A 23,862-nucleotide genomic window follows, 5' to 3' on the forward strand; every position below is an offset into this window, starting at 1 on the left:
CGATTCTCTGACGAAAGCGGGGGAGCGGAGTGCCGGCAAACCGTCAGCGAGGGCGAGGGCTGAGAGCAAGGGCGGACCACCAAAGGCGGAGCGGCGAAAGCGGGGGCGAGGGCGGTAGCCCACCCGCGGTAGCCCACTCGTTCGGTGAGCGGACACGGAATCGGGGTCAACGGACGACTTCTGGCCAACTTGCTGTCAGGCACCTGACACTTCGGTCCGCTGGTGCCATCGTTCAGCACGCCGAAGTGCCGCGCCCCCCATGCCCAACATGCGCCGCCCTTCGGTGACTTCCTCCCACACGTGCACAGCTCCACCAGTTCTGCCATCTCTCGCAGAAGGAGTTCAACGTGCGTAAGAGAATCACCCCCCGAAGACGTGCCACCGTCGGTGGTGCGCTGGTCGCCGTGACCGCGATGGTCACGGTGGGCATGCAGAGCGGCACCGCCTCGGCGGGGCCGGATGCGAGCAAGCTCGGCAAGCCGGACGCCGGAGAGCTTCCCGTGAAGCTCTCCGCACCGCAGCGGGCCGGTCTGCTGAAGACGGCGAGCGACACGAGGGCCGAGACCGCGCAGGCGCTGAAGCTCGGTGCGAAGGAGCAGCTCAAGCCGCGTGATGTCGTGAAGAACGCGGACGGCTCCGTGCACACCCGCTACGAGCGGACCTACGACGGGCTGCCCGTGCTGGGCGGCGACATGGTCGTTCACGAGACCAAGAGCGGCAAGATCGAGGGCGTCGACAAGGCGACGAAGGCCAGGATCCAGGTCGCCACGACCAAGGCGGCCGAGAAGGCGCCGGCCCTGAAGAAGGAGGCGGCCGAGCCCCGCAAGGTCGTCTGGGCGGCGCAGGGAAAGCCCGTGCTGGCCTGGGAGACCGTCGCCGGCGGCAAACAGAAGGACGGCACGCCCAACGAGCTGCACACGATCACCGACGCGAACAGCGGCAAGAAGCTGTTCTCGTACCAGGGCGTGCACAACGGCACCGGCAACAGCCAGTACAGCGGCAAGGTCACCCTCGGTACCTCGGGCTCCGCCGGGTCGTACAGCATGAACGACACCGGGCGCGGCGGGCACAAGACGTACAACCTCAACCGCGGCACCTCCGGCACCGGGACGCTGTTCACCGACGCCGACGACGTCTGGGGCGACGGGACTCCCTCCAACGCTCAGACCGCGGGCGTCGACGCGCACTACGGGGCGGCCCTCACCTGGGACTACTACAAGAACGTGCACGGCCGTTCGGGCATACGCGGCGACGGCGTCGGCGCGTACTCGCGGGTGCACTACAGCAGCAACTACGTCAACGCCTTCTGGCAGGACTCCTGCTTCTGCATGACCTACGGCGACGGCGACGGCAATCAAAAGCCGCTGACCTCCATCGACGTGGCCGCGCACGAGATGACGCACGGGGTCACGGCCGCCACGGCCAAGCTGGTCTACAGCGGCGAGTCCGGCGGCCTGAACGAGGGCACCTCGGACATCTTCGCCGCGGCCGTCGAGTTCAACGCCAACAACCCCAACGACGTGGGGGACTATCTCGTCGGCGAGAAGATCGACATCCGGGGCAACGGCACCCCGCTGCGCTACATGGACAAGCCCAGCAAGGACGGCCAGTCCAAGGACAGCTGGTACTCGGGCATCGGCGGCGTCGACGTGCACTACTCGTCGGGTGTCGCGAACCACTTCTTCTACCTGCTCAGCGAGGGCAGCGGGGCCAAGGAGATCAACGGCGTCAAGTACGACTCGCCGACCTACGACAACCTCCCGGTCACCGGCATCGGCATCAAGGACGCCGAGAAGATCTGGTTCAAGGCGCTCAGCGAGAAGATGACCTCGAACACCAACTACGCGGGGGCGCGCACCACCACGCTCTCCGCCGCCGCCGACCTCTTCGGGCAGAGCAGCGCGCAGTACACCGCCGTCGCCAACGCCTGGGCGGCCGTCAACGTCGGCTCCCGCCCCGGTGGGCCCGGCCCCGGTGACGGGTACGAGAACACCGACGCCTACGACATCCCCGATCCGGGCACCGTCGAGTCCCCGATCAGCGTCACCCGGGACGGCAACGCGCCCAGCACCCTCAAGGTGGACGTCGACATCACCCACCCCTACCGGGGTGACCTGCGCATCGATCTGATCGCGCCCGACGGCTCCGCCTACCGGGTGAAGAACACCAGCACCACCGACTCGGCCGACGACGTGAAGGCCACCTACACCGTCAACGCCTCCTCGGAGAAGGCGACGGGCGCCTGGAAGCTCCGCGTCGCCGACATCTACCGCACCGACGCCGGCACACTCAACTCCTGGAAGCTCACCTTCTGACCCGTACCGCCCGCCCCGGTAGTGCCCGGAGCACGGCAGGAAGGGAAAACGCGCCCCGGAGACACGTGAGTTGGTGTCTCCGGGGCGCGCGGCCGTGCGCTTGCCCGTCCGCCTCCGGCCCAAGGCCGGTCAGCCAAGCCACATTCCCCGGATTGGCTCTGTTGAGTGGGGCCGATCCGCAGGCACTGTCGTGTTCCAGTCGGTCGATCGGCCCGCACGAGAGGCGATCGGCCCGCACGAGAGGGGACACGGTGAACGCATCAGGAGGCACCCACAGGCCAAGACCGGACGAGCACGGCTGCCGCGCCAACTCCCGTACGGGGCGAGGCCGTCTGGTCGTCGGAGTGAGCGGCTCGCTGACGAGCCTGGCCGGGCTGCGCCAAGCCGCCGAGGAGGCCCGCCGCACCGGCGACACCCTGCTGGCCGTCATCGCCTGGGAGCCGCCCGAGGGGGAGCACGCCTATCTGCGCCGACCCGACAGGGCCTGGGCACGGCACTGGCAGCGGGAGGCGCACGCCCGGCTCGAGCGCGCCTTCGAGGAGGCATTCGGCGGCGCGCCGCCCGGGGCCGACGTGCACAAGCGCGTCGTACGGGACACGCCGTGGCGGGCGCTGAGCGAGGCGGCCGACCGGCCCGGCGACCGGCTGGTGCTGGGCGTCCGCCACACCGGAAGGGGCCGTGGAACCGTCGGCCGGACGGTCCGCCGCGTACTGGCCCACGCCCGCTGCCCCGTCCTCACCGTCCCCGCGCCAGCCGTGCCCAAAGGCATCCGGGGCGCCCTGCGCCGGGTGACGGCAGCGGACTTCTGCACGGCCGGTCTCGCGGCCTGACAGGACCGGGGGCCGTGCGGCGCGCGCCCCTTGCTCGACGGGGCGTAGCTTTGGCGGGGCACCGTGCTCCCTCATTGACGGGGCACAGCGTCCGCAGGCTCAGCCCAGCCCAGCCCAGCTCAGCCCACGGCCCCCAGCCCCAGGGCCCGCATGCCCGGGGCGCAGCTCTCGCGCAGCGCGGCCAGCTCCCGGGACGGGAGTCCCAGTGCCGCGCCGCGCCGGGAGCCGTCCAGCATCGCGGCGCCCGTATCCAGCCAGCGCGGCAGGGGTTCCACGTCCAAGAAACGGGCGAGTCGGGTGAGTTCGTCGTACGGCGCGTCCAGCAGCCGTTCGTAGGACAGCGTCGTACGCGCCTCCTCCGGCAGCTCGCGCAGGTTCTCGGCGCCCTCGGCCACCAGCCGCGACCACAGCGTGCCGAAGCGTGTCACCGGCATGGGCCGCTCCAGGACCAGCGCCGGATCGAAGCGGTCCGCCAGCAGCGCCGACAGGTGCGGCGGCAGCGCCGCCACCCGCTCGGGCGTCAGCTCGGACGGCGAGGCCACACCGGCGAGTTCGGCCATCTCCAGCAGCTGGGTGATGAAGCGGTATCCGGGGTGGCGGCTCATGGACAGCGCGCAGTCGGGTCCGTCGCGGAAGAGATGGACGAAGCGCGCGTTCGGGAAGGCACGGCGCAGCGGCGGAACACTGCCCGTCGAATACCCCGAGCGCTCGACGGCCGCCCGCGCGCTGCCCCCATGCTCGGCCAGCGTGTCGAACAGCGCCTCCCAGTGCCGCGGTCCCGGGCGTACGGGCCAGCCCGTGACCCGCGGCTCCAGCGCGTCCAGCAGCGCGTCCGGGTCGTCGGTGAGGTGGGGCAGCGCCATGAGGCTGAGCGCGGGGATGCCGGTCGTCTCCGCCGAATAACGCCCGGGGGAGCGGTTGTAGAGGAACTCGGGCAGTGCCGCGCCGCTGCGGATCATGCTGTCGAAGACCCGGTTGGGCTCGGTCACCCGCGCCCAGAACTCCCGCCCCGACAGCGGCTCCTCACCCAGCGTCGTGGACCCCATGGCGGTGGCGCCCAGCTCGTTGAGGCTCAGCACGCCGGGGTGCTCGCGCAGGACGCGGGAGAGTGCCGTGGAGCCGCTGCGGCCCGTGCCCACGACGAAGGTCAGCGTCCGAACACCCATCCCGCACCCCTCACCTCACCCGCGGCGGCCCGCGGCCTCGCACTCCCGGAAGTCGAGCGGCGAAGCGGCGCGCCGGAACTCGTAGAACTGCTCCACCCCGGCCATCAGCAGCGCCCCGTCCCACAGCCTGCCCGCAGTCTCCCCGCAGGGGGTGGGCGAGACACACGGTCCGAAGAACGCGGTGCGCTCCCCGCCTTGGCCGCTCACCGCGAGGACGGGCGTGCCCACCTCCGTGCCGACCAGGCCGATGCCCTCCGCGTGCGAGGCGCGCACCGCCGCGTCGTACCGCTCCGAGCCCGCCGCGTCCGCGAGCCCCGCGGGGAGGCCGGCCTCCGCCAGGGCCTCGGGCAGCACCCTGCCCCAGTCCCAGTCGCTCCGGGTGTGCACCCGGGTGCCGAACGCGGTGAAGAAGTCGCCGAGCGCCCGCTGTCCGTGTTCCTCGGCCACGGCGGCGCACACCCGCACCGGCATCCACAGATAGCCCTCGGTGTCGCCCTCGGGGTCCTCGTCGAGGTGCTCGTTCAGCACCGAGAGGCTCATCACGCGCCAGCGCACCTCCACCTCCCGCACCCGCTCCACCTCGCGGATCCAGCGCGAGGTGAGCCACGTGTACGGGCAGGAGGGATCGAACCAGAAGTCCACGACCGTCATGTGCCGAGCCTATGGTCCGTCCGGCGGATCTTTCACTGCTCTCTTTCCTGGTCCTTTTCGTGGGGCAGGGGAACGCGCCACACAATGCGGGTGCCCTTGGCCGCCCCGGGCGAAGAGTTGGTGCCACTCTCGTGCGGGGCGCTCTCGTGCGGGGCGCTCTCCTGCGGGGCAGCCCCGCCCCCGCTCCCGCCCACGGTGAGGCCGCCGCCGAGGAGTTCCGCCCGGGAGCGCATGTTGTCCAGGCCCCCCGAGTGGGTGCTCTCGCCGATGCCCAGGCCGTCGTCGGTGATCGACAAGGTGATGTCGTCGTCGACGTTCAGCGTCACATCGACGCGGCGCGCGTGTGCGTGCCGCACGATGTTGCTCAGCGCCTCGCCGAGCACCGCACGCACATGCTCGGCCGCCTCGGGCGGCACGTTCGTGTCCACGGGGCCTTCCATACGCAGCGCGGGCATGAAGCCCAGCTGCTCGGCGGTGTCGCTGACGGCCTTGGCCATGGTTCTGCGCAGGCTGACGCGCGAGGGATCGCGGCCGTCGTCGGAGGAGCGCAGCGCGAAGATGGTCGAGCGGATGATCTTGATCGTCTCGTCCAGGTCGTCGACCGCGCGGCCCACCCGCTCGGCCGCCTCGGGACGGTCGATCAGCCGCGCCGCGCTCTGGAGCGTCATGCCCGTCGCGAACAGCCGCTGGATCGCCAGGTCGTGCAGATCGCGGGCGATGCGGTCCCGGTCGTGGAGCAGGGCGAGCTGCTCCGACTCCGACCTGTGCTGGGCCAGTTCGAGCGCCAGTGCGGCCTGGGCCGCGAAGTCGGACAGGAGGCCCACCTCCGTGTCGTCGAACGGCGGCTTCCCCTTGAGTCTGCTCAGCCGCAGCGCGCCGGGAGAGTGCTTCTGCGCCAGCAGCGGCACGGCGACGGCGGGCCCGTGTGCGTTCTCCACGCCGGGAAAGGCGTGGGTGCGCGGGTCGTTCATGATGTCCGGCGTCACCGCGGACTCGCCGGTGCGCGCGGCCAGCCCCGGAAGGGTGTTGTCGTAGGCGACGACCAGCCCGGTCATCTCCTTCGACAGCTCGCCGACCGCCACGTCCACCCGCAGCGCGTCGGTGAGCGGATCGGGCAGCAGCACACACGCCGAGTCGGACTGGGAGACCTCCAGCGCCCCCCAGGCGATCAGCCGCAGCACCTCGCCGGAGGAGGCGCCGCTCAGCAGCGACCTGGTGATCTCGCCCAGCGCCTCCAGCCACTGCTCGCGGCGGCGGCTCTCCGCGTACAGGCGCGCGTTGTCGACCGCGACGCCCGCGGCGACGGCCAGGGTGGTGACGACGGCCTCGTCGTCCGCGTCGAAGTCGGCGCCGCCGCGCTTCTCGGTCAGGTAGAGATTGCCGAAGACCTCGTCGCGCACCCGCACCGGCACACCCAGGAAGCTGTGCATCGGCGGGTGGTTGGCGGGGAAGCCGTGGCTGGCCGGGTGCGCGGCCAGGTCCGTCAGCCGCAGCGGCTCGGGGTGCCGGATCAGCTCGCCCAGGATGCCGTGGCCCGAGGGCAGCGGCCCGATCTGTTCGGCCAGCTCGTCCGGGATGCCGACGGGCAGGAAGTTCGACAGCCGCTGCCGGTCGCCGATGACGCCCAGCGCGCCGTACTCCGCGTTGGTCAGGGCGAGGGCCGCCTCCACGATGCGGCGCAGCACCTGTGCCAGATCCAGCTCCCTCCCGACGCTGAGGACGGCCTCCAGGAGGCTGTGCATCCGGTCCTGCGTGGTGCGCGCGGCATCAAGCCGCGTCTGGAGCTCATCGAGCAGCTCGTCCAGCCGGAAGTGGGGTAACTCCCCCCGGTAGGGGCGGTGCTGCCCGTGGTCGGCCGAGTCCGTCATGCGACCTCCGTACGACAGCCGGGCGCGCTCGCACCCAGGTACGCATTCTACGGCCGAACCCCCTCCGTACAGTGGGTGTTGACGGCAACACGGACGACGGCGCGCGGGCGGTCTCGCGCGTGGAGGTGCCGAACGGCCCTTTCTTGACGGAGTGTGTGTACTTCAGTCTGGGAAGGCGTTCTGAGGAGGCTCAGTGCCGGACCCCGACACCCACGGTGACGCATCCGCTCACCACCCCATCCGTGTCTTCCTGCTCGACGACCACGAGGTGGTGCGCAGAGGGCTGCGCGATCTCCTGGAGGCCGAGCCGGACATGGACATCGTGGGCGAGGCCGCCGACGCGCGCCAAGCCATCGCGAGGGCGCCCGCGCTGCGCCCCGAGGTGGCGGTGCTCGATGTGCGCCTCGGCGGCTCCGACGAGGGCGGCGATCAGGCGGGCATCGAGGTGTGCCGCGAGCTGCGGGCCCGCATGCCGGAGCTGGTGTGTCTGATGCTGACCTCCTTCGACGACGACGAGGCGCTCTTCGACGCGATCATGGCGGGCGCGGCCGGCTATGTGCTCAAGCAGATCAAGGGCGCGGACCTGGTCACCGCGATCCGTACGGTCGCCTCGGGCACCTCGCTCCTCGACCCGCGCGCCACATCCCGGGTCATGTCGCGGATCCGGGCGCGCGAGCACCAGTCGGCGCCGCCCGAGCTGGCCAGGCTCTCGCCGCGCGAGCGGGAGGTGCTGGAGCTGATCGGGGAGGGGCTGACCAACCGGCAGATCGGCGAGCGGCTCTTCCTCGCGGAGAAGACCGTCAAGAACCGGATCTCCTCCATCCTCTCCAAGCTGGGCGTCGGCCGCCGGGTGCAGGCCGCCGTGATCGCCGAGCGCATCAAGGAGGCCGATGGCTGACGCCCCCGGTACGCTGCCGGCCGTCAAGGGAGCGCGGCGGAAGGGTGAGGCGTATGCGGCGGGTGGCTCAGGTGATCCGGGTCCGTCCCGAACGGCTGGCGGAGTACGTCGAATTGCACCGGGCCGTGCCCGGCCCCGTGCTGGCGCGGCTGCGGGCGAGCGGGGTGGCCAACTACTCGATCCACCTGCTCGGCGACCGGCTCTTCAGCTATTTCGAGTACCACGGTGACGACCTGGAGGCCGACCTCGCCGCTATAGCGGCCGACCCGGCGACCCAGGCGTGGTGGGAGCTGACCGACCCCTGCCAGGAGCCGGTGCCCGAGGCCGCCGAGGGCCAGTGGTGGGCGCCCATGGAGCAGGTGTTCTTGATGGAATGAGCCGTGAGCGAGCCGGGCGAGGGAGAGTGGTCCGTACGGGTGAGTCAGTGACCCTCGCGCAGCCGGTCCAGCTCCCGGCGCTCGCGCTTGGTGGGGCGCCCGGCACCCCGCTCGCGCTGCGCGACCACGGGGATCTCGACGCGGGGCGGGGGCGGCGGGCTGTTGTCGACATAGCACTCGGCCGCCGCCGGGGCACCCACCCGCTTCTTGATCAGCTTGCGTACGACCAGGATCCGCTCTCGGCCCGCCTGCCGTACGCGCACCTCGTCGCCCACCCGGACGGGGTGCGCCGCCTTGGCGCTCTCGCCGTTGACCTTGACGTGTCCGCCGCGCGCCGCCGTCGCCGCCTGGGAGCGGGTCTTCGTCAGCCGCACGGACCAGATCCAGCTGTCGACCCGCACCGATCCCTCGTCTGCCGTCATGTCTCGACTGTAGGCGAGCGGGCAGGGCCGCAGGGCCCACCGGCCGAAGGCCGTGAGCACCAGTACCTGCCCGTAAGGGCCGCCCGCCGCACCCGCGGCGGCTCCCGCGCGGCGAACTGCCGCCATACGCCCCAGAATGCCCCTATATGAACTCTCCGGCCCCCGCCCCCGGGCAACCCCAGGACTCCTCGCAGACGCACGCGAAGGCGCGTGACGACGCCCTGCGCGAGCTGGACTGCCTGGCCCTGCGCACCGCGGCCCTGGCCCGGATCCGGGCGCGCGAGCGCGTCGCCGAAGGGGCGGAGCACCACCCGGCTCCGGCCACCGGGAGCGTGCCGGACTCCGCTCACTCCGGCAGCGGTCCCTTCGCCCACGACGACACCGGCACCGACCAGCCCCGCGAGGCCGTCGCGCTGCCCGGCCTCCCGCCGTGGATCCCCGACGTCCTGGGCGTGCTGCGCGGCAGCTCGACCGTGCTGCGGCCCGACTACGCGCCCGACGGCACGGTGCGCGACTTCATCGTCGTCGCCGCCAACCACATCCAGCTGAACAACCAGGAGCGCGGGACAAGCGGCCAGGAGCGCACGACCGAGGACTTCCTGGGCCGTCCCCTCTCCGAGACCCGCCCCGGCGCCCGTACGAGCGGGATGTACGACGCCTATCACGCGGCCCTGGCCAAGGGCGGCCCCGTCAGCACCGGCACCATCGACTACGTCGACGTCCTCGACGGCACCCTCCAGCACGCCCGGCTGCGCGGCACGGTGACCCTGCTGGGGACCGAGGGGCTGCTGCTGACCAACTGGGAGCCGGTCGGCGAGGCCCGGATCAGCCGTCGCATCCAGGAGAGCAGCCGCACGGGCTGGGTGGAGTGGGACCTGGTCGCGGGGCGGGTGCAGTGGTCCCAGGGGCTGCGCGAGCTGCTGGGCCTCACCGTGCCGCCGTCTGAGGGCGTCGAGCCGGGCGACGCGCGGAGCGTGGACCGGGCGGCGCGGACGGTCGCCCCGGCCCGGGAGATCGCCTCCGACATCATGACCATCGGCAGGATGCTGGAGACCGACGACGTGCCCGGCTTCGCCGACGATGTGCGCGTCCTTCTGGAGGGCGGGGAGGTCTCCGACCGGGAGATCACCATCCACGGCCGGGACAGGGACCGCAGGGTGCGCTGGATCGGCTCGGCCCAGCCGCCGGGGGCGAAGCCGCCCGAGTCCGTGCTCCTGGCCGCGCGGGACATCACCGAGCAGGACGAGCGCCTGCGCGCCGCGCTCAGCGACGCCGAGCGGCTGCGCCAGGAGGCGGCGGCCGAGCGCCGCGTCTCGGAGACCTTCCGGCACGCCCTCACCCCGCCCCTTGCCGCGCTCAAGCCGAGCTGGCTGTCGGTGAGCGCCGCCTATGTGGCCTCCGAATCCGGGGTCGGCGGCGACTGGTACAAGTGCCGGGAACTGCCCGACGGGCGCGTGCTGCTGGCCGTCGGCGACGCCTCCGGGCACGGGGTGGAGGCCGCCAGCAGAGCCGTGCAGCAGCGCTCGGCGCTGGCCGGGCTCGCCTACACCGACGGCGACGCGGGAGAGCTGGCGACGGCGCTGGGAGAGGTCGTCTACTACGCCGGGATCGACACCACGGCCACGGCGGTCCTGGGCCATCTCGACCCGGAGACCCGTGTCCTGCGCTGGGCCAGCGCCGGGCACCCCTCGCCCGTCCTGGTGCGCGACGGCGAGCCGACGGTGCTGAAGGCGGAGCACGGGGTGATGTTCGGCGTCACCCCGGAGGCGACGTACCCGGTCAACTCCACCCAGCTGCGCTCCGGCGACATGCTGCTCATCTACACCGACGGCGTCATCGAGCGCAGGGGCATGGACATCGACGCGGGAGTGGCGGCGCTGCTGAGCGCTGTGCGGTACTGCGCGACCCGGGGCGACGACGCGGAGACGGTGACCGACTGCCTGGTGGAGACGCTGCTGGGCCCCGAGGCGGAGGACGACGCGACGATCCTGGCGCTGCACGTGGCCTGAGAGCGCGGGTACGGGCGTGGGCGCGGGTGCAGGTGCAGGCGCGGGCCGGGTCCTGCCGCGGGCCGGTCCCGGCCGCGAGGGGGCTTGCCGTCAGCGGGGCTGCCCCGGCGCGGCCGAGTTCCCGCGGGAGCGGCCGGACAGGCCCGAAGCGGTGAAGACGGCGCGCGCGGCCTCCTGCTCCACGCGCTGCGCGAGGCGCGCGAGGACCGGTGCGCCTCGCACGAGGGTGCCGGCACGCTGGGCGCGGCGAGCGCCCTCCTCCAGCCGGAGCCAGATCGCCGGCGTCGCCGTCAGCACAGCCAGGTCCAGCTCCAGCCGCGTCCCCTCGGCGTCCCGCAGGACGATCCGGCCCGTGCTGCCCGCCGCGCCCTGCTGCCAGTCCAGCGCCACCATCCGGTCGGTACGCACCCGGCGCTCGCCCCACACGTCGCGGGCGGCCAGCCAGCCGGGCCCGGCCGTCACGCGGGGCGGGACCAACACCACGCACAGCAGCAGGGAGAGCCCCGCCCACAGCGCGGCACGCTGCCAGGTGAGGCGGCCGTAGAGGTGGTCGACGATCAGCAGCGAGACGAGCAGGAACGTCCCCGCGCCGACCGCCCAGCGCACTTGCGCGGCCCAGCGGACGTCGCTCACCCGACGGTCGTGCCGCGCTTGTCCGCCGTGCGGCGCTCGCCCGTCGCGCCGTGCTTGCCTGCCGTGCCATGACCGGTTGCCGGACAGCCCCTTCATGACGTTGACATTAGGGACATTCCACCGGAGCTGCCTCTTGGCTGACGCCACCTTGACGAGTTCCGGCCGCGACGGTTGCGCCCCCGTTCTCGGGGCACTCGCAACGCGCCACGCCCAGCACGCCGAGGTCGTGCTGGGCGTGGTCGTGCTGGGTGTGGCCCTTGTGCGCCCGGGGCCGGGCTCCGGCGGTCTCCTGCCACTCACTTCGGGTCGGCCTTTCCGCGCTCGTAGCGGTGCAGCCTGCGGTAGCCGGTCAGCTCGCCGTCCTCGTCCAGCGTCACCTCGTACGAGCCGAGCATGCTGGTGCTGTCCGGCAGCCGGCGCAGCTCCACGACCTCCACGTGCAGGGTCCAGCCTCCGTCGTCGCCTCTGATGACCGAGGAGACCGACTCGGATTCCAGGCCGGTGAGCGCCTCCAGCGTGTCCTGGGCCGACCTCAGCACCTGTGCCGCGCCGGGCTTCTTGGGGGCGGGCTGCTCGGCGGGCTCCTCGGCCGCAGGCTGAGGGCTCTTGCTCCGGCTTCCGCTTCCGGTGCCGGATTTGGTGCCGGTGCCGGCACCGGTGCCGCGGGTGCGTGTGCGGGTACTGCGGCTGCTGGACCCGGGCTTGCCGTTCCGCGTGCTCGTGCTCTCCGGCTTCGCGCTCGTGCCGTTCGACTCCCGGTCGCTCATCCCGGTGCTCCTCCCTCTCCTTGCTGCGGGGAACTTCGGCGAACCGCCCGGGTGCCCCGATCCGCGCGGACTGAACCGCCGGGTCACGGGTACCGGGGAGGGGCTGGAAGGAGAACCGATGGACTTGTCAGACATCCTGAGCGCTCTGATCGTGGGGACCCTCATCGGGGCGCTGGGACGTGGGGTGCTGCCCGGCCGACAGCACATTGGGCTGCCGATGACCTTCCTCATCGGCATCGGCGCGGCGCTCGGCGGCCTGGGGGTCGCCCGGGGCCTGGGCCTCACCGGAACCGAGGGCGCCGCCTGGGGTCAGCTGTTTGTACAGGTGGGCCTGGCGGCACTCGGCGTCGCCGCGCTGGACCGGGTCCGTCACCTCTTCATGGTGACGGGCCGCCTCCCGCTGGCGCGGCTCCGCCTCCCGCTGGCGCGGCTCCGCCTCCCGCTGGCGCGGCGCTGAGCTGAGCCGGGCTGGGCTGAGCTGGGCTGGTGCGATGCGGGAGTCGGGAGCGATGCGGGAGTGACGGGCGCCCGTGCGCCGCGTGGCGGCGCAGAGGGGCGCAGAGGGGGCGGCTGAGAGCGTCGCGGCTGAGAACGCGGCGGCCGGGGTCGGGCCCCGCCGCTGTCGTGGGATCAGTCCTCGCCGCGGAAGATGTGCGGCTCGGGATCGTTCTCGTCGGCGGACCGGCGCGGGCCGTAGCCCATCGGTCCGTCCGGACGTCCCCGGCCGTGGCTCACGTTCCCTGAGACGACCACGGTTCTGCCGCCCCGTCGGCGGTCGTTCCGGTCGTGCGTGGTGCCCTCGGTCTTCTGCACCTGCGATCACCTCCACATTCGATTCGAACACGGGTCCCCGCGCCCCGCAGTGCGAAACGGGGGCGGAGGAGACGAAACGGCAGACGGAGGAGAAGAGATGGCGCACAAGCAGGATGTGCTGGAACTGCTCATGGACGACCACCGAGAGTGCGAGCGTCTCTTCGCCGCGTACGAGGCGACCGGTGATCCCGAGCGCCGCAGGCTGCTGGCCGAGCAGCTCGTCGCCGGGCTGGTACGGCACGCGGCGGCGGAGGAGCGCAGGCTGCACCCCGTCATCCGGCGCAGGCTGTCCGGCGGCGATCGCCTCGTCGACGCGGCGCTCGCCCGCCGCGCCGAGGTGGAGCGGACGCTGGAGGCGCTGGAGGGCGCCGACCCCCGCTCGCCCGCCTTCGACCGGGACATGAGCGCGCTCATGAACTGGATCCAGGAACACGTCGCGACCGAGGAGGGCGAGGTCTTCCCCCGGCTGCACGCGGCCCTCAGCCACCGGGAGCGCCTGGAGCTGGGCGCGGGCGCGCGGGAGGCCAAGCGCCAGGCCCTCGACCCTGGGCCCGGCGTCGTGGACCGGGTCCGCGACTGGCTGACCACCAAGGCGTAGGGGACGACGTCCCGGCACCCGGCCCAGCGCGCGGCTCGGCGTCCGACCTGGCGCCCGGCCCGGGGTCCGACCGGGGTCCGACCGGGGTCCGCCGGGGTCCGACCAGCGCCCGGGCCCGGGGCCCGACCCGGCGTCCGGCCTGTGCCTGAGCGGCTGCGGAAGCGACTGGTTTGCCCGGACAGCTGACGGCTACCCGATGCCGCGTTCGAGCTGCAACGACTAGTAGCGAAGGAGGCATCGCCTCATGACTGTCGCTCCGGCACAGCAGCAAGGCGGCGGTTCCGGCAATCTCTACGACGTGCTGGAACTGGTCCTCGACAGGGGCCTCGTCATCGACGCGTTCGTGCGTGTGTCTCTCGTCGGTATCGAGATCCTGAAGATCGACATCCGGGTCGTCGTGGCGAGCGTCGACACATATCTGCGCTTCGCCGAGGCGTGCAACCGGCTCGACCTCGAATCCGGCCGTAACAAGGACCCGGGGCTGCCCGACATCGTGGGCCAGGTCACCGAGTCCGGCGCCAAGGGCAAGACCAAAGGCGCACTGACCGGAGCCGCGGAGACCGTGTCCGACGCCTACCGCCAGGCCCGCGAGGAGTCCGAGGAGTCCGGCACCCGGCGGCGCGCCGGCTCGCGGAAGAAGGAGGAGCGGGAGTGAGCACCTACGTCTACGGCATCGCCAGGACCCCCAGCCCCAGCATTCCCGACGGCCTGACCGGCGTGGGGGACCCGCCGCGGCCCGTGCGCGTCCTGAAGGAGGGCGGCCTGGTGGCCGTCGTCAGCGAGGCGCCCGACGGCCTCAAGCCCAAGCGCAGGGAACTGCTCGCGCACCAGCAGGTGCTCGCCCAGGCCGGCGCGGAGGCCACCGTGCTGCCCATGCGTTTCGGCAGCGTCTCCGAGGACGACGAGAAGGTCACCTCGGTCCTCGCCGAGCGGGCCGAGCACTTCCGTGAGCGCCTCGACGCGCTGGAGGGCAAGGCCGAGTACAACATCAAGGCCGTCCACGACGACGAGGCCGTACTGCACCGCGTCATGGCCGACCAGCCCGATCTGCGCGCGCTCAGCGAGGCCAACCGCGCCGCCGGAGGCGGCAGCTACGAGGACCGGCTGCGGCTGGGCGAGATGGTCGCCAACGCCGTCCAGGCCAGGGAAGCCGTCGACGGCGCCACCTTGCGCAGGGCGCTGGAGCCGCTCGCCGCCGATATCAGCGAGGGCCCCGAGAGCAGCGGCTGGCTGGCCAACCTGTCCTTCCTCGTCGACAAGGAAGCAGCCGGCGAGCTGCTGGCCGCCGTCGAGGAACTGGGCACCTCCGAACCCCAACTCGACCTGCGGGTCAGCGGCCCGCTGCCGCCGTACAGCTTCGTTGAGAAGACCGGTGCGACAGCGGACGCCAGCGGATTCGCGGCAGGCTGACGGGAACACCTCATGGGGCTTATCAGCGAATTGCTGCTGCTGCCCGCCGCCCCCTTCCGGGGCACCGCCTGGGTGCTGCGCCAGGTCCAGGAGGAAGCGGAGCGGCAGTACCGCGACCCCGCCACGGTCCAGCGCGAACTCGCCGCTCTGGAGCAGAAACTGCTCGCGGGCGAGATCGACGAGGACGAATTCGACCGGCGCGAGGACGAGCTCCTCGCCCGGCTGGAGAACAGGAACCCATGGACATGAACAACAGACTGACCATGGCGCTGGCGGTCGGCGGAGGATATGTCCTCGGCCGGACGAAGAAGGCCAAGTTCGCCTTCGCCATCGCCACGATGGTGGCCGGCAAGCGGCTGCAACTCAGCCCGCGCGCCCTCGCCACCTTCGCCTCGGAACAGCTGGCCCAGAACCCGCAGTTCAAGGAGCTGGGCGACCAGCTGCGCGAGGACCTGCGGGGAACGGGCAGGGCGGCGACAGGCGCCCTGGTCAACCGCCAGGTCAACGCGCTGGCCGACCGTCTGCACGAGCGCACCCTCGATGTGCGCGACCAGCTCTCGGGCGCGGCCGATACGGCCAAGGAGGCGGGCGGCGCGGCCAAGGACACGGCCAAGGACACCGCGGACTCGGCGAAGGACACCGCCGAGGACACCGCTGAGAAGGCCACCGGCACGGCGCGCGGCGCCGCCGGTTCCGCCAAGCGCGGGACCGCGTCCGCCGCGAAGACCGCCAGGTCGCCGAAGAAGACGGAGTCTTCCGGGCGAGCCTCCGGGGGGTCGTCCTCCGAGCGCACGTCTTCCGAGCGCCCCTCTTCCGGACGTACGGCCTCCGGCGGCAAGCGGGCGGAGGGCGGGCAGGCCAAGCGCCCGGCCAAGAAGCAGCCCGCGAACAAGGCCCCCGCCAAGAAGTCCTCCGCCGCCAAGCCGGCCTCGCCTTCGCGGTCGTCGTCCTCCTCACGGTCGACGGCGCAGAAGACGGCCCGTGCGAAGGGAGGCCGGGACAGTGGCTGACACCAGGGCCGACAGCGGCAACGGCAGCGGCAGCGGCAAGGTGCTGGGCGGGCTCGATTCCGAGGCGGCGGACCGCCTCAAGTCGGTGGCGCGTGACCTGGCCATGGCCGAGGCGGAGAAGCTGCTCATGGGAGTGGGCCGCAAGCTCGGGCAGACCACGGGCAAGCTCACCGACGTCGCCGAGGGCCGCAGCCCCGGCTTCGCCAAGCTCGCTCTGGAGAGCGGTCGCAAGGTCGTCGAGGGCAAGGGCCCCGTGCGCGGGGCCCTTGAGGCCGGCGCCTCGCAGCTGAAGGACAAGGCGGTGGAGGGCGTCAAGAGCGCCTTCCAGGGCGGCGGCAAGCGGAAGAAGGGCGGCGGCCAGAAGCCCGTCGTCATCCTGGAGCACGTGGACGTGGGGGTGCCCCTGCGCGACGCGTACGACCAGTGGACGCAGTTGCAGGACTTCAGCTCCTTCACCAAGGGCGTCAAGGACGTCACGGTGGCCGACGACACCAGCTCGGACTGGAAGCTGAAGATCTTCTGGTCCAACCGCAGCTGGCGGGCGAGCACCACGGAACAGGTGCCTGACCAGCGGATCTCCTGGACGTCCGAAGGCGCCAAGGGCAGCACCAAGGGCGTGGTGACCTTCCACGAACTGGCCCCGACCCTCACCCGGGTCGTGCTCGTCATCGAGTACTACCCCAAGGGCCTCTTCGAGAAGACCGGCAACATATGGCGCGCACAGGGCCGCAGGGCACGCCTGGACCTCAAGCACTTCGCCCGGCACATCTCCATGAAGGGCGAGGCCGACGAGGGCTGGCGCGGTGAGATCCGCGACGGCGAGGTCGTGACCACCCACGAGGACGCGGTCGCCGAGGAAGAGGGCGACGAGGCCCCCGAGGACGGCGAAGCGGTGGACGCCGAAGCGGAGGAGTCCGAGGAGCCCCGCTCCGAAGAGGACACCGACGAGGCCGAAGCGGACGCTGCCGACGACGACGAGGCCGACACCGACGAGGCCGACACCGACGAGGCCGACGACGAGTACGTCGAGGACGCGGAACTCGTGGACGAGCCCGATGAGGAGGACGAGCCGGACGAGCCCGAGGAGCTCGACGAGGAAGACGCCGACGAGCTCGACGAGGAAGACGAGGAGCCGGAGGAGGAGCCGGAAGAGGAGTACGCCGAGGCGGGTGAGCGCCGATGACCACGCCCAGCAGGCTCCCCGAGAGGTACGAGAGCGGCGGCGGGTCCAACCTCGCCGACATCCTCGAACGCGTCCTGGACAAGGGCATCGTCATCGCCGGCGACATCAAGATCAACCTGCTCGACATCGAGCTGCTCACCATCAAGCTCCGGCTGATCGTCGCCTCCGTCGACAAGGCCAAGGAGATGGGCATCGACTGGTGGGAGTCGGATCCCGCACTCAGCTCGAACGCCCGTCACCGCGAACTGAACGCGGAGAACGAGCACCTGCGCAACCGCATCGCCGAACTGGAGGGCAGTCCTCATGAACAGCGCCACGAGCGATGACACCAGAGCGGAGCTGCGCTACGTCTACGCCGTGACCGCGCCCCTGGACGGCCCGCTGCCCGAGGACCTGCGAGGCGTGGGCGGCACGACGCCCTTCACCGTCGAACACGCCGGACTGGCGGCCGTGGTGAGCCTGGTCCCCGAGGCCGACTTCGCCGAAGAGCCGCTGCGCGCCCATCTGGAGGACCTCGACTGGCTCGCGGACACCGCCCGCGCCCACCAGGCGGTCGTCGACGCGCTCACCGGCCTCACCTGCCCGCTCCCGCTGCGCCTGGCCACCGTCTACCACGACGAGGACGGCGTACGGCGAGCCCTCGCGGAGGGCCGGGAAGAGTTCGAGGCGACGCTGCGGCGGCTGGAGGGCCGCGTCGAGTGGGGCGTGAAGGTCTACGCGAGCGCGCCCGAGACGCCCGCCGCCGCTCCCGCAGCCCCGGCATCAGGGGGCGCGCGGGGCAGCGGCGAGCGGCCGGGGCCGACGAGCGGACGCGACTATCTGCGCCGCCGCCGACACCAGGTCACAGCGCGTGAGAACGCGCTTCAGGAGGCCGAACAGCTCGGCCGAAGCCTCCACTCCGCGCTCTCCGGACAGGCGGAGGAGGTGCGGGTCTACCCCGCGCAGAACCCGAAGCTCTCGAAGGTTCCGGGCCAGAACCTCCTCAACGCCGCCTATCTCGTGCCCCGCGAGCGCTCCGAGGACTTCGTCTCCCGCGTCGAACAACTCGGCGCGCACGACCCCAACGTCCGCGTCGAGCTGACCGGCCCGTGGGCGCCGTACTCCTTCGCGGCGGCCGACCGCGCCGACGAACGCGGTCACGCGGGCGAACGCGACCGCACCATCGAACGACCCGCCGAAGAGAAGACGGAGGGAGCGGCACGGTGAGTGCCGCTCAGCCGGAGCCCCACGCGTCGCGCCACGTCACCTCCTATGACACACAGGAGCCGCTGGCGCGGCGCGAGGTCTCCCTCGTCGACCTGCTGGACCGGCTGCTGGGCACGGGAGTTGTGGTGACCGGCAGCCTCACCCTGGGCATCGCCGACGTCGATCTCGTACGGATCGACCTGCGCGCCCTGATCGCCTCGGTCAACGAGCGCGTGCCCTCGCCCTGGGAAGGAGGGGAGCCCCTGTGACACGCCGCCTGGACTTCGACCCGGATACGGTGGAGCGCGATCTCGCGGCGCTGGTGCTGACCATCGTCGAGCTGCTGCGGCAGCTCGTGGAGCGGCAGGCCCTGCGCCGAGTAGAGGTCGGAGACCTGACCGACGACCAGGAGGAGCGGATCGGCATGACCCTCATGCTGCTGGAGGACCGGATGGAACTCCTCCGAGAACGCTTCGGGCTGACCCCCGAGGATCTGAACCTGGATCTCGGCCCGCTGGGTACCCTCCTGCCCACCGATCAGAGTTCGTAGATCCTCCCTATGCCCGACGCGTTCTACTCCTCGATGGGCCAGGGCTGGCCGCAACTCGCGGATCTGGCCCTGGCCTTCGTCCTGACCTCGATCATCGGCCTGGAGAGACGGGCCAGACGCAAGAGCGCGGGCCTGCGCACCCACGCACTCGTGGGGCTCGGGGCCGCTCTTTTCATGCTCGTCAGCAAGTACGGCTTCGCCGACCTGATGGGCATGGAGGACGTCTCCTTCGACCCGTCACGCATCGCGGCGCAGGTCGTCTCCGGCGTCGGCTTCCTCGGCGGCGGCGTCATCTTCCTGCGCCGCGATGTGGTGCGCGGCCTCACCACGGCGGCCATCGTGTGGGTCTCGGCCGCCGTCGGTATGGCGTGCGGCGCGGGCCTCCCCCTGCTGGCCGTCGCTGTGGTGGCCATGCACTTCCTCACCGTCTGGGGCTTCACCAAGCTGGGCGAACACCTCCCGGACGGCGACCCCGGCCGGCTGCGGCTGACCTACGAGGAGGGGCGCGGGGTGCTGCGCAGCGCCCTGACCCGGTGTACGGAGCACGGTTTCGCGGTCACCGAGACCGACGCGGCGCACCCGGAGGAGGGCATGCCGGGCGAGGCGGGCCCCGGCAAGGCCGGTCCGGGCGGGGCCGGCCCGGCGACGGAGCAGCCCCAGCGGATACAGCTCACGCTCGCGGTCGCGGGGCGCGGCTCGGTGCCCGAACTGGTGGGGGAGCTGATGAGCATCCCCGGCATGATCGCCGTCAACGGCCGCGAGGCGGCATCCACCCGGGACTGAGCCCCGTCGAGATCCACCAGGGACTGAGCCCCGTCGAGGATCAGGAGCGCCGGGCGCCGTCCGGAGGGGTGAGGCGGGGTCTGGATCACGGCGACTTCCGAATCGTCGACGCGGCAGCTCGGCGACGCCCCGGACGGGGGCACGTCTGGTGGAGCCTTCAATCGGTCACCGCCTTGACCGGTGACGCCGTTTTGCCGGTCCGGTATCTGGCCGGCCACCTTCTCGGCCATGGCCGAACCCCTGCTGCCGGGGCTCGGCGGGCTGTGGGCGCGCTCGGTTTCCCGGCGTAAGGCGCTCGGGTTTCTCCGGCGTGGGGAGGGAAACCCCGAGGGGTGACTCCGCGAGCCGAAGGGGCTGAGCACATGAACATGGACGTCACCCTGGCTGCCACCGACCTCGCGGCCCACGATCATCTGGTGGGCATCGCGCCCTTCGCGATAGGAATCGTCCTGGTCGCGGCACTGATCGGCGCGGTCTGGCTGGGTATCCGGATCCGCAACCGAGAGGTGCCGCCCGACCCCGACTCCCAGCCGCACCTGCCCAAGGAAGGGCCGACGGACGAGATCATGGAGAACCGCGAACCCGACGAGATGCCTCGCGATGGCGAGCGCCGTCTTCCCCACGTGGGAGTGCACGACCAGGGCGACCGGGAGAGCCACCCCGGCGAGCCCCCGCACCGCAAGACGTGGGAGCCCGGCAAGAGCGGCTCGTTCGGCAGCGGTGGGTTTGGCTGACCCCTTCGGCCGGCCCGTTGACCCCGGCCCCGGCGCGGATTCGCGTGCGCCGGGGTCCCCGCGGCGTTGTCATCCCCCGGCGGTGCCGTCCCACCCGGTGGTGGTCAGCCAGTCGGTGAAGTTGGCGAGCTCGGGGTGCAGGGCGCGCAGGGCCTGCGGGTCCCGGTCCTGGGAGAGAAGGTCACGGTCCTGGAAGAACGCGAACATCGCGGCCAAGTCGTGGCCGACCCCCGGTAGGGAGCGGCTGAACTCGTCGAGGTCCACCGCCTGGTAGGCACTCGGCACGCCGGTCGTCTTCTCGAACGCCGCCGCGATCTGGTCACCGGTGAGGGCGTCGGCGGCGATGCGCAGGGTCCGGCCGCCCCAGTCGTCCCAGTGGTCGAGCAGGTGACGGGCGAAGAAGGCGATGTCGTCGAGCGCGATCAGGGGCCAGCGGCCGTCCTCGCCGAGCGGCAGGGCGAACAGGAGGCCCTCGCGTCCGTCGGGCAGCCGGGTCCGCTGCGGCGCCAGGCCGTACAGGTTCTCGAAGTACGGTGCCGTCACCAGGACGGCCACATGCCGCGAGTACCAGCCGTCGGTCTCCTGCCGCATGGCCTCTTCGGAGCGGTGCAGCGCGATGTGGGCCTCCACAGCGGCCTTCGCGTCGTAGTGCGGGACCGGGATCCGCCCGTCGGTGAGGATGGCGGCGTTGTCCAGTGATGACCAGACGAACCGGTCCACCCCGGCCTGTCGCGCCGCGCGCAGCGCCCGCAGCCCCTGGGCGTACTCCTGCTGGGGGCTGGCCGTGGCGAAGAAGTCGGTGTTGCAGAAGACCTGGTCGACACCTCGGAAGGCGGCCATCAGGGACTGCTCGTCGTCCAGGTCACCGCGGATGGGCCGAACGTCACCGGGAGTGTTCTCGACCAGGGCACGGGCCCGCTCCGAGGACGGGTTCCGCGTCAGCACCCGCACGACGGTGCCGGTCCGTGCGGCGAGGGCCCGGACGACCCGGGCCCCCATGGTCCCGGTGCCCCCGATCACGAGTGCGGTCGTCGACGTCACTGCGCCACCTTCAGCACGAGCTTGCCGCGGGTGCGGTTGGTCTCACCCAGCCGGTGCGCCTCGGCGGCCTGCTCCAGGGCGAAGGTGCGCTCGACCTCGACCCGGACCGCGCCGGAGTCGACCAGGCCGGCGATGGCACTCAGAGCGGCGGCGTCCGGCTCGACCAGCAGCGGGCTGGTGCGCACACCCGTCTGCCCGGCCGCGGCGGCCAAGCCGTCCGAGACGCCGCCCGGGATGGAGACGACCAGTCCGCCGGGCCGGGTCACCGACACCGACCGCACGTCGGCGTCGTCCGCGGCGCCGATCAGGTCGATGACGACATCGACCTTGCCGGTGACCTCCTCGAACCGCTGCCGGGTGTAGTCGATCGTCTCGTCCGCACCCAGCTCCTTGAGCCAGGCATGCCGGGGCTCGCGGGCGGTCGCGATCACCTCCGCGCCGAGGTGCTTGGCGAACTGCACCGCCAAGTGCCCCACGCCACCGGCCGCGGCGTGCACCAGCACCCGCTGCCCGCCGGTGACGCCCGCCGTGTCGACCAGGGCCTGCCACGCGGTGAGCGCCGCGAGCGGCAGGGCCGCGGCCTCGACATGTGAGAGTGCGGCCGGCTTGCGGGCGAACTGGCGGGACGGCGCGGTGACGAACTCCGCGTAACCGCCCGCCGGGCGCGGGAACCACGGCATGGCGTAGACCTCGTCGCCGGGTGCGAGCGTGGTGACACCGAAGCCGACCTCCTCGACGACGCCGGAGACGTCCCAGCCGAGGATCAGCGGCAGCGTCTGAAGCCCGGCCATACCGTGACCCGCGCGGGTCTTCCAGTCCACCGGATTGACCCCGGCCGCGTGCACACGCACCAGCACCTCGGTCGGCAGCGGCTCGGGGCGCGCGACCCGGCCGGCGCTCAGCACTTCCGGTCCGCCGAACTCCTTGACGGTGACGGCGCGCATCGTTGGCTCGCTCATGCTCTCCTCGTTCGTCTTTGCTTCGTACGTTCTTCAGCCCGGCGCCAGGAGCCCAGGCACGGACAACCCTCGCCGACGCTCAGGGCCGCCGTGAGTGGCTGGACAGCCACCTGTCGTACCATTCCAGCCATGCCGCATCGTGTTGTCGTTCTCGCCCTGGACGGGGTCCTGCCGATGGACCTGGGCATCGCGTCCCGGGTACTCGACGAGGCTCTCGACCCGACCGGGGCACGGCTCTATTCCGTGACCACCTGCTCGCTCGGCGGCCGGCCGGTCCGCACGAACGGGGGCTTCCGGATCATCGTCGACAACGACGAGTCGCTCCTGGAGAGTGCGGACACCGTGGTGATCGCCACCCAAGAACCCGAGGAGCACCTGCTCGCCACCGGGCAGCTGCCCGGTGAGGTCGCCGCGGCGCTCGCCCGGATCCGGCCGCTGACCCGCATCGTCAGCCTGTGCACCTCGGCGTTCCTGCTCGCGGCGGGCGGCCTGCTGGACGGACTGCGGGCCACCACCCACTGGGCGCTGTGCGGCCAGTTCGCGCGGCTGTTCCCCGATGTCGAGGTCGACCCGGACGTGCTGTTCGTCGACAACGGACGCATCCTGACCGCTGCCGGCGGGGCGGCCGGCATCGACCTGTTCCTCCACCTGGTCCGCAGGGACCACGGCGCGACCGTGGCCGGCGCCGCGGCGCGACGATGCGTGGTGGCTCCATGGCGCGAGGGCGGGCAGGCACAGTTCATCGAGCACCCGGTGCCGAAGGACGTCGACCGTTCCACCTCGGCCACCCGCCAGTGGGCACTGAACCGGCTGACCGAACCCGTCACGCTCAAGGAAATGGCCCGCCACGCGCACATGAGCGAGCGCACATTCACCCGGCGGTTCCGCGCCGAGGTGGGCACGAGCCCCCTCCAGTGGCTGGTGCAAAGCCGACTGAGCCAGGCGCGCCGCCTGCTGGAGTCCAGCGACCTGACCGTCGAGCGGATCGCCACCGCCTGCGGCTTCGGGGACCCGGTCGCGCTGCGCAAGCACTTCCACACCCACCTCGGCCTGTCCCCACTGGCCTACCGCCGCGTCCACTGCGCCCCTGAACCGATCCGGGCAGAGCCCGCCGCGACGTAACCCCCGCCCTCCCGGAACTCGGCCGCCAGCCGCCAGCCGCCAGCCGCCAGCCGTTACGGCGAGAGAACGGCATGCCGATGACCCTCTCGCAGGGCCTTGAGGGCGCCGCGCCAAGCCTGTTGCCGCGCGGCTACGCAGCCCTGAGTCCGGCCCCGTCCTGGACAGCCCCGTTCACCGGGCTGAGCCCGCTTCGGTTCAGCAAGCCGATCACCGCTGCGCCGCGGAGGCGCAGATGCGGTCCGCAGAGGACGACCGTGGAGCCTGTCGCTGGAGGACCGGATCCCGCTGGTCGCCGCGTACTGGCGGACGAACCTGACACTGCGGCAACTCGCCTCGCTTTCCGGTGTCTCGAAGTCGGCCGCCGGCCGCATCATCGACCACCTCGGGCGATCAAGGCGTGGGGCTGTCCGGCGCGAAGGACGCCGTCGGCAACGCCACCGTCATCGCGGACGATGGGTACCGGGGCACCGGCCTGGTCGTTCCCCACCGCCGTGAGCGCGGTCAGGCCTCACACTCACCCAAGCTTGAACAGGGTGGT

The 23,862-nt window shown here is 72.0% G+C and carries 28 protein-coding genes and 1 pseudogene; 20 read left to right on the forward strand and 9 right to left on the reverse strand.

Translation table 11 applies throughout. The features are described from left to right. Nucleotides 1–413: 413 nt before the first annotated feature. Together OHB04_RS33890 and OHB04_RS33895 are read left to right on the forward strand one after the other, a co-directional pair. On the forward strand, nt 414–2,315 hold the full coding sequence (locus tag OHB04_RS33890) for a M4 family metallopeptidase (RefSeq protein WP_326693050.1): 1,902 nt from the start codon (nt 414–416) through the stop codon (nt 2,313–2,315). A gap of 251 nt (nt 2,316–2,566) precedes the next feature. After that, complete coding sequence (locus OHB04_RS33895; RefSeq protein ID WP_326691450.1) at nt 2,567–3,145, forward strand: universal stress protein; 579 nt, start codon at nt 2,567–2,569, stop codon at nt 3,143–3,145. 119 nt (nt 3,146–3,264) lie between these two features. On the opposite strand, the gene OHB04_RS33900 is transcribed toward OHB04_RS33895, so the two are convergent. The 3 genes from OHB04_RS33900 to OHB04_RS33910 are packed head-to-tail and all read right to left on the reverse strand — an operon-like array spanning nt 3,265 to nt 6,830. Further along, a complete protein-coding gene (locus tag OHB04_RS33900) occupies nt 3,265–4,311 on the reverse strand; it encodes a sulfotransferase family protein (protein ID WP_326808936.1) in 1,047 nt (348 codons plus the stop codon). Between the two features lie 15 nt (nt 4,312–4,326). Continuing rightward, a complete protein-coding gene (locus OHB04_RS33905; protein ID WP_326808937.1) occupies nt 4,327–4,962 on the reverse strand; it encodes a mycothiol-dependent nitroreductase Rv2466c family protein in 636 nt (211 codons plus the stop codon). Nucleotides 4,963–4,994: 32 nt separating this feature from the next. Next, nucleotides 4,995–6,830: a sensor histidine kinase gene (locus OHB04_RS33910; protein WP_326808938.1), complete on the reverse strand. Its 1,836-nt coding sequence runs from the start codon at nt 6,828–6,830 to the stop codon at nt 4,995–4,997. A gap of 193 nt (nt 6,831–7,023) precedes the next feature. Between OHB04_RS33910 and OHB04_RS33915 the strand changes: the two genes are divergently transcribed. Further along, complete coding sequence (locus OHB04_RS33915; RefSeq protein WP_326691454.1) at nt 7,024–7,728, forward strand: response regulator transcription factor; 705 nt, start codon at nt 7,024–7,026, stop codon at nt 7,726–7,728. A 53-nt stretch (nt 7,729–7,781) separates the two neighbouring features. Then, on the forward strand, nt 7,782–8,105 hold the full coding sequence (locus OHB04_RS33920; protein ID WP_326691455.1) for an L-rhamnose mutarotase: 324 nt from the start codon (nt 7,782–7,784) through the stop codon (nt 8,103–8,105). A 44-nt stretch (nt 8,106–8,149) separates the two neighbouring features. Here the strand turns inward: OHB04_RS33920 and OHB04_RS33925 are convergent, their stop codons facing one another. After that, nucleotides 8,150–8,527: an RNA-binding S4 domain-containing protein gene (locus OHB04_RS33925; protein ID WP_326808939.1), complete on the reverse strand. Its 378-nt coding sequence runs from the start codon at nt 8,525–8,527 to the stop codon at nt 8,150–8,152. Between the two features lie 146 nt (nt 8,528–8,673). On the opposite strand from OHB04_RS33925, the gene OHB04_RS33930 reads away from it, so the two are divergent. After that, a complete protein-coding gene (locus OHB04_RS33930) occupies nt 8,674–10,536 on the forward strand; it encodes a PP2C family protein-serine/threonine phosphatase (protein WP_326808940.1) in 1,863 nt (620 codons plus the stop codon). A gap of 90 nt (nt 10,537–10,626) precedes the next feature. Here OHB04_RS33930 and OHB04_RS33935 read toward each other — a convergent pair whose 3' ends face one another. Together OHB04_RS33935 and OHB04_RS33940 are read right to left on the reverse strand one after the other, a co-directional pair. Continuing rightward, complete coding sequence (locus tag OHB04_RS33935) at nt 10,627–11,169, reverse strand: hypothetical protein (RefSeq protein ID WP_326691458.1); 543 nt, start codon at nt 11,167–11,169, stop codon at nt 10,627–10,629. Nucleotides 11,170–11,465: 296 nt separating this feature from the next. Further along, nucleotides 11,466–11,936, reverse strand: a complete 471-nt coding sequence (locus tag OHB04_RS33940; protein WP_326808941.1) for a gas vesicle protein GvpO — start codon at nt 11,934–11,936, stop codon at nt 11,466–11,468. A gap of 118 nt (nt 11,937–12,054) precedes the next feature. On the opposite strand from OHB04_RS33940, the gene OHB04_RS33945 reads away from it, so the two are divergent. Beyond that, complete coding sequence (locus OHB04_RS33945; protein ID WP_326808942.1) at nt 12,055–12,393, forward strand: GlsB/YeaQ/YmgE family stress response membrane protein; 339 nt, start codon at nt 12,055–12,057, stop codon at nt 12,391–12,393. 173 nt (nt 12,394–12,566) lie between these two features. On the opposite strand, the gene OHB04_RS33950 is transcribed toward OHB04_RS33945, so the two are convergent. Then, complete coding sequence (locus tag OHB04_RS33950; protein WP_326691461.1) at nt 12,567–12,749, reverse strand: hypothetical protein; 183 nt, start codon at nt 12,747–12,749, stop codon at nt 12,567–12,569. A 97-nt stretch (nt 12,750–12,846) separates the two neighbouring features. Between OHB04_RS33950 and OHB04_RS33955 the strand changes: the two genes are divergently transcribed. The 12 genes from OHB04_RS33955 to OHB04_RS34010 all read left to right on the forward strand — a co-directional run bounded on the left by OHB04_RS33955 (nt 12,847) and on the right by OHB04_RS34010 (nt 20,202). Continuing rightward, nucleotides 12,847–13,347: a hemerythrin domain-containing protein gene (locus tag OHB04_RS33955; RefSeq protein ID WP_326691462.1), complete on the forward strand. Its 501-nt coding sequence runs from the start codon at nt 12,847–12,849 to the stop codon at nt 13,345–13,347. Nucleotides 13,348–13,591: 244 nt separating this feature from the next. Next, nucleotides 13,592–14,002: a gas vesicle structural protein GvpA gene (locus tag OHB04_RS33960; protein ID WP_326691463.1), complete on the forward strand. Its 411-nt coding sequence runs from the start codon at nt 13,592–13,594 to the stop codon at nt 14,000–14,002. After that, on the forward strand, nt 13,999–14,757 hold the full coding sequence (locus tag OHB04_RS33965; protein ID WP_326808943.1) for a GvpL/GvpF family gas vesicle protein: 759 nt from the start codon (nt 13,999–14,001) through the stop codon (nt 14,755–14,757). Before OHB04_RS33960 ends, OHB04_RS33965 begins: the two co-directional genes overlap by 4 nt. 12 nt (nt 14,758–14,769) lie before the next feature. After that, entirely contained in the window at nt 14,770–15,006 is a 237-nt protein-coding gene (locus OHB04_RS33970; RefSeq protein ID WP_326691465.1) for a gas vesicle protein GvpG, read from the forward strand. Then, the gene (locus OHB04_RS33975; protein ID WP_326691466.1) at nt 15,003–15,767 is read left to right on the forward strand and encodes a DNA primase; all 765 of its coding nucleotides are present in this window, start codon (nt 15,003–15,005) and stop codon (nt 15,765–15,767) included. Before OHB04_RS33970 ends, OHB04_RS33975 begins: the two co-directional genes overlap by 4 nt. Then, nucleotides 15,760–16,950, forward strand: coding sequence for an SRPBCC family protein (locus OHB04_RS33980; protein ID WP_442815019.1), 1,191 nt, complete (start codon nt 15,760–15,762; stop codon nt 16,948–16,950). The genes OHB04_RS33975 and OHB04_RS33980 overlap by 8 nt, the downstream gene beginning before the upstream one ends. Continuing rightward, nucleotides 16,947–17,276, forward strand: coding sequence for a gas vesicle protein (locus OHB04_RS33985; RefSeq protein ID WP_326691467.1), 330 nt, complete (start codon nt 16,947–16,949; stop codon nt 17,274–17,276). The genes OHB04_RS33980 and OHB04_RS33985 overlap by 4 nt, the downstream gene beginning before the upstream one ends. Continuing rightward, nucleotides 17,254–18,156, forward strand: coding sequence for a GvpL/GvpF family gas vesicle protein (locus OHB04_RS33990; protein WP_326808944.1), 903 nt, complete (start codon nt 17,254–17,256; stop codon nt 18,154–18,156). The genes OHB04_RS33985 and OHB04_RS33990 overlap by 23 nt, the downstream gene beginning before the upstream one ends. A 62-nt stretch (nt 18,157–18,218) precedes the next feature. Further along, nucleotides 18,219–18,404 (forward strand): gas vesicle protein, encoded by a 186-nt coding sequence (locus tag OHB04_RS33995; protein WP_326693052.1) that lies wholly within the window; start codon nt 18,219–18,221, stop codon nt 18,402–18,404. After that, nucleotides 18,401–18,685, forward strand: a complete 285-nt coding sequence (locus OHB04_RS34000; RefSeq protein WP_326691469.1) for a gas vesicle protein K — start codon at nt 18,401–18,403, stop codon at nt 18,683–18,685. Before OHB04_RS33995 ends, OHB04_RS34000 begins: the two co-directional genes overlap by 4 nt. A 9-nt stretch (nt 18,686–18,694) precedes the next feature. After that, entirely contained in the window at nt 18,695–19,468 is a 774-nt protein-coding gene (locus OHB04_RS34005) for an MgtC/SapB family protein (protein WP_326691470.1), read from the forward strand. A gap of 362 nt (nt 19,469–19,830) precedes the next feature. Further along, entirely contained in the window at nt 19,831–20,202 is a 372-nt protein-coding gene (locus tag OHB04_RS34010; protein WP_326691471.1) for a DUF6479 family protein, read from the forward strand. 69 nt (nt 20,203–20,271) lie between these two features. Here the strand turns inward: OHB04_RS34010 and OHB04_RS34015 are convergent, their stop codons facing one another. Together OHB04_RS34015 and OHB04_RS34020 are read right to left on the reverse strand one after the other, a co-directional pair. Then, nucleotides 20,272–21,243 carry an NmrA/HSCARG family protein gene (locus OHB04_RS34015; RefSeq protein WP_326808945.1) on the reverse strand — a complete coding sequence of 324 codons (972 nt, stop codon included), beginning with the start codon at nt 21,241–21,243 and terminating at the stop codon, nt 20,272–20,274. Further along, nucleotides 21,240–22,202 carry an NADP-dependent oxidoreductase gene (locus OHB04_RS34020; RefSeq protein WP_326808946.1) on the reverse strand — a complete coding sequence of 321 codons (963 nt, stop codon included), beginning with the start codon at nt 22,200–22,202 and terminating at the stop codon, nt 21,240–21,242. Before OHB04_RS34020 ends, OHB04_RS34015 begins: the two co-directional genes overlap by 4 nt. A gap of 129 nt (nt 22,203–22,331) precedes the next feature. On the opposite strand from OHB04_RS34020, the gene OHB04_RS34025 reads away from it, so the two are divergent. Both OHB04_RS34025 and OHB04_RS34030 read left to right on the forward strand, forming a co-directional pair. Further along, nucleotides 22,332–23,324, forward strand: a complete 993-nt coding sequence (locus OHB04_RS34025; RefSeq protein ID WP_326808947.1) for a GlxA family transcriptional regulator — start codon at nt 22,332–22,334, stop codon at nt 23,322–23,324. Between the two features lie 140 nt (nt 23,325–23,464). After that, nucleotides 23,465–23,829 (forward strand): annotated as a pseudogene (locus tag OHB04_RS34030) (helix-turn-helix domain-containing protein); the annotation flags it as partial. Nucleotides 23,830–23,862: the final 33 nt, after the last annotated feature.

The sequence above is a fragment of the Streptomyces sp. NBC_01775 genome (genome assembly GCF_035917675.1).
In the GTDB taxonomy this organism is placed as follows: domain Bacteria; phylum Actinomycetota; class Actinomycetes; order Streptomycetales; family Streptomycetaceae; genus Streptomyces.

Excerpts from the sequence above, each read along its gene's own strand:
- OHB04_RS33890 (WP_326693050.1), top strand. The coding sequence starts at position 414 with ATGGTCACGGTGGGCATGCAGAGCGGCACCGCCTCGGCGGGGCCGGAT.
- OHB04_RS33900 (WP_326808936.1), bottom strand. The coding sequence starts at position 4,311 with ATGGGTGTTCGGACGCTGACCTTCGTCGTGGGCACGGGCCGCAGCGGC.
- OHB04_RS33905 (WP_326808937.1), bottom strand. The coding sequence starts at position 4,962 with ATGACGGTCGTGGACTTCTGGTTCGATCCCTCCTGCCCGTACACGTGG.
- OHB04_RS33910 (WP_326808938.1), bottom strand. The coding sequence starts at position 6,830 with ATGACGGACTCGGCCGACCACGGGCAGCACCGCCCCTACCGGGGGGAG.
- OHB04_RS33920 (WP_326691455.1), top strand. The coding sequence starts at position 7,782 with ATGCGGCGGGTGGCTCAGGTGATCCGGGTCCGTCCCGAACGGCTGGCG.
- OHB04_RS33925 (WP_326808939.1), bottom strand. The coding sequence starts at position 8,527 with ATGACGGCAGACGAGGGATCGGTGCGGGTCGACAGCTGGATCTGGTCC.
- OHB04_RS33930 (WP_326808940.1), top strand. The coding sequence starts at position 8,674 with ATGAACTCTCCGGCCCCCGCCCCCGGGCAACCCCAGGACTCCTCGCAG.
- OHB04_RS33940 (WP_326808941.1), bottom strand. The coding sequence starts at position 11,936 with ATGAGCGACCGGGAGTCGAACGGCACGAGCGCGAAGCCGGAGAGCACG.
- OHB04_RS33945 (WP_326808942.1), top strand. The coding sequence starts at position 12,055 with ATGGACTTGTCAGACATCCTGAGCGCTCTGATCGTGGGGACCCTCATC.
- OHB04_RS33955 (WP_326691462.1), top strand. The coding sequence starts at position 12,847 with ATGGCGCACAAGCAGGATGTGCTGGAACTGCTCATGGACGACCACCGA.
- OHB04_RS33960 (WP_326691463.1), top strand. The coding sequence starts at position 13,592 with ATGACTGTCGCTCCGGCACAGCAGCAAGGCGGCGGTTCCGGCAATCTC.
- OHB04_RS33970 (WP_326691465.1), top strand. The coding sequence starts at position 14,770 with ATGGGGCTTATCAGCGAATTGCTGCTGCTGCCCGCCGCCCCCTTCCGG.
- OHB04_RS33975 (WP_326691466.1), top strand. The coding sequence starts at position 15,003 with ATGAACAACAGACTGACCATGGCGCTGGCGGTCGGCGGAGGATATGTC.
- OHB04_RS33985 (WP_326691467.1), top strand. The coding sequence starts at position 16,947 with ATGACCACGCCCAGCAGGCTCCCCGAGAGGTACGAGAGCGGCGGCGGG.
- OHB04_RS33990 (WP_326808944.1), top strand. The coding sequence starts at position 17,254 with ATGAACAGCGCCACGAGCGATGACACCAGAGCGGAGCTGCGCTACGTC.
- OHB04_RS34005 (WP_326691470.1), top strand. The coding sequence starts at position 18,695 with ATGCCCGACGCGTTCTACTCCTCGATGGGCCAGGGCTGGCCGCAACTC.
- OHB04_RS34010 (WP_326691471.1), top strand. The coding sequence starts at position 19,831 with ATGAACATGGACGTCACCCTGGCTGCCACCGACCTCGCGGCCCACGAT.
- OHB04_RS34020 (WP_326808946.1), bottom strand. The coding sequence starts at position 22,202 with ATGAGCGAGCCAACGATGCGCGCCGTCACCGTCAAGGAGTTCGGCGGA.
- OHB04_RS34025 (WP_326808947.1), top strand. The coding sequence starts at position 22,332 with ATGCCGCATCGTGTTGTCGTTCTCGCCCTGGACGGGGTCCTGCCGATG.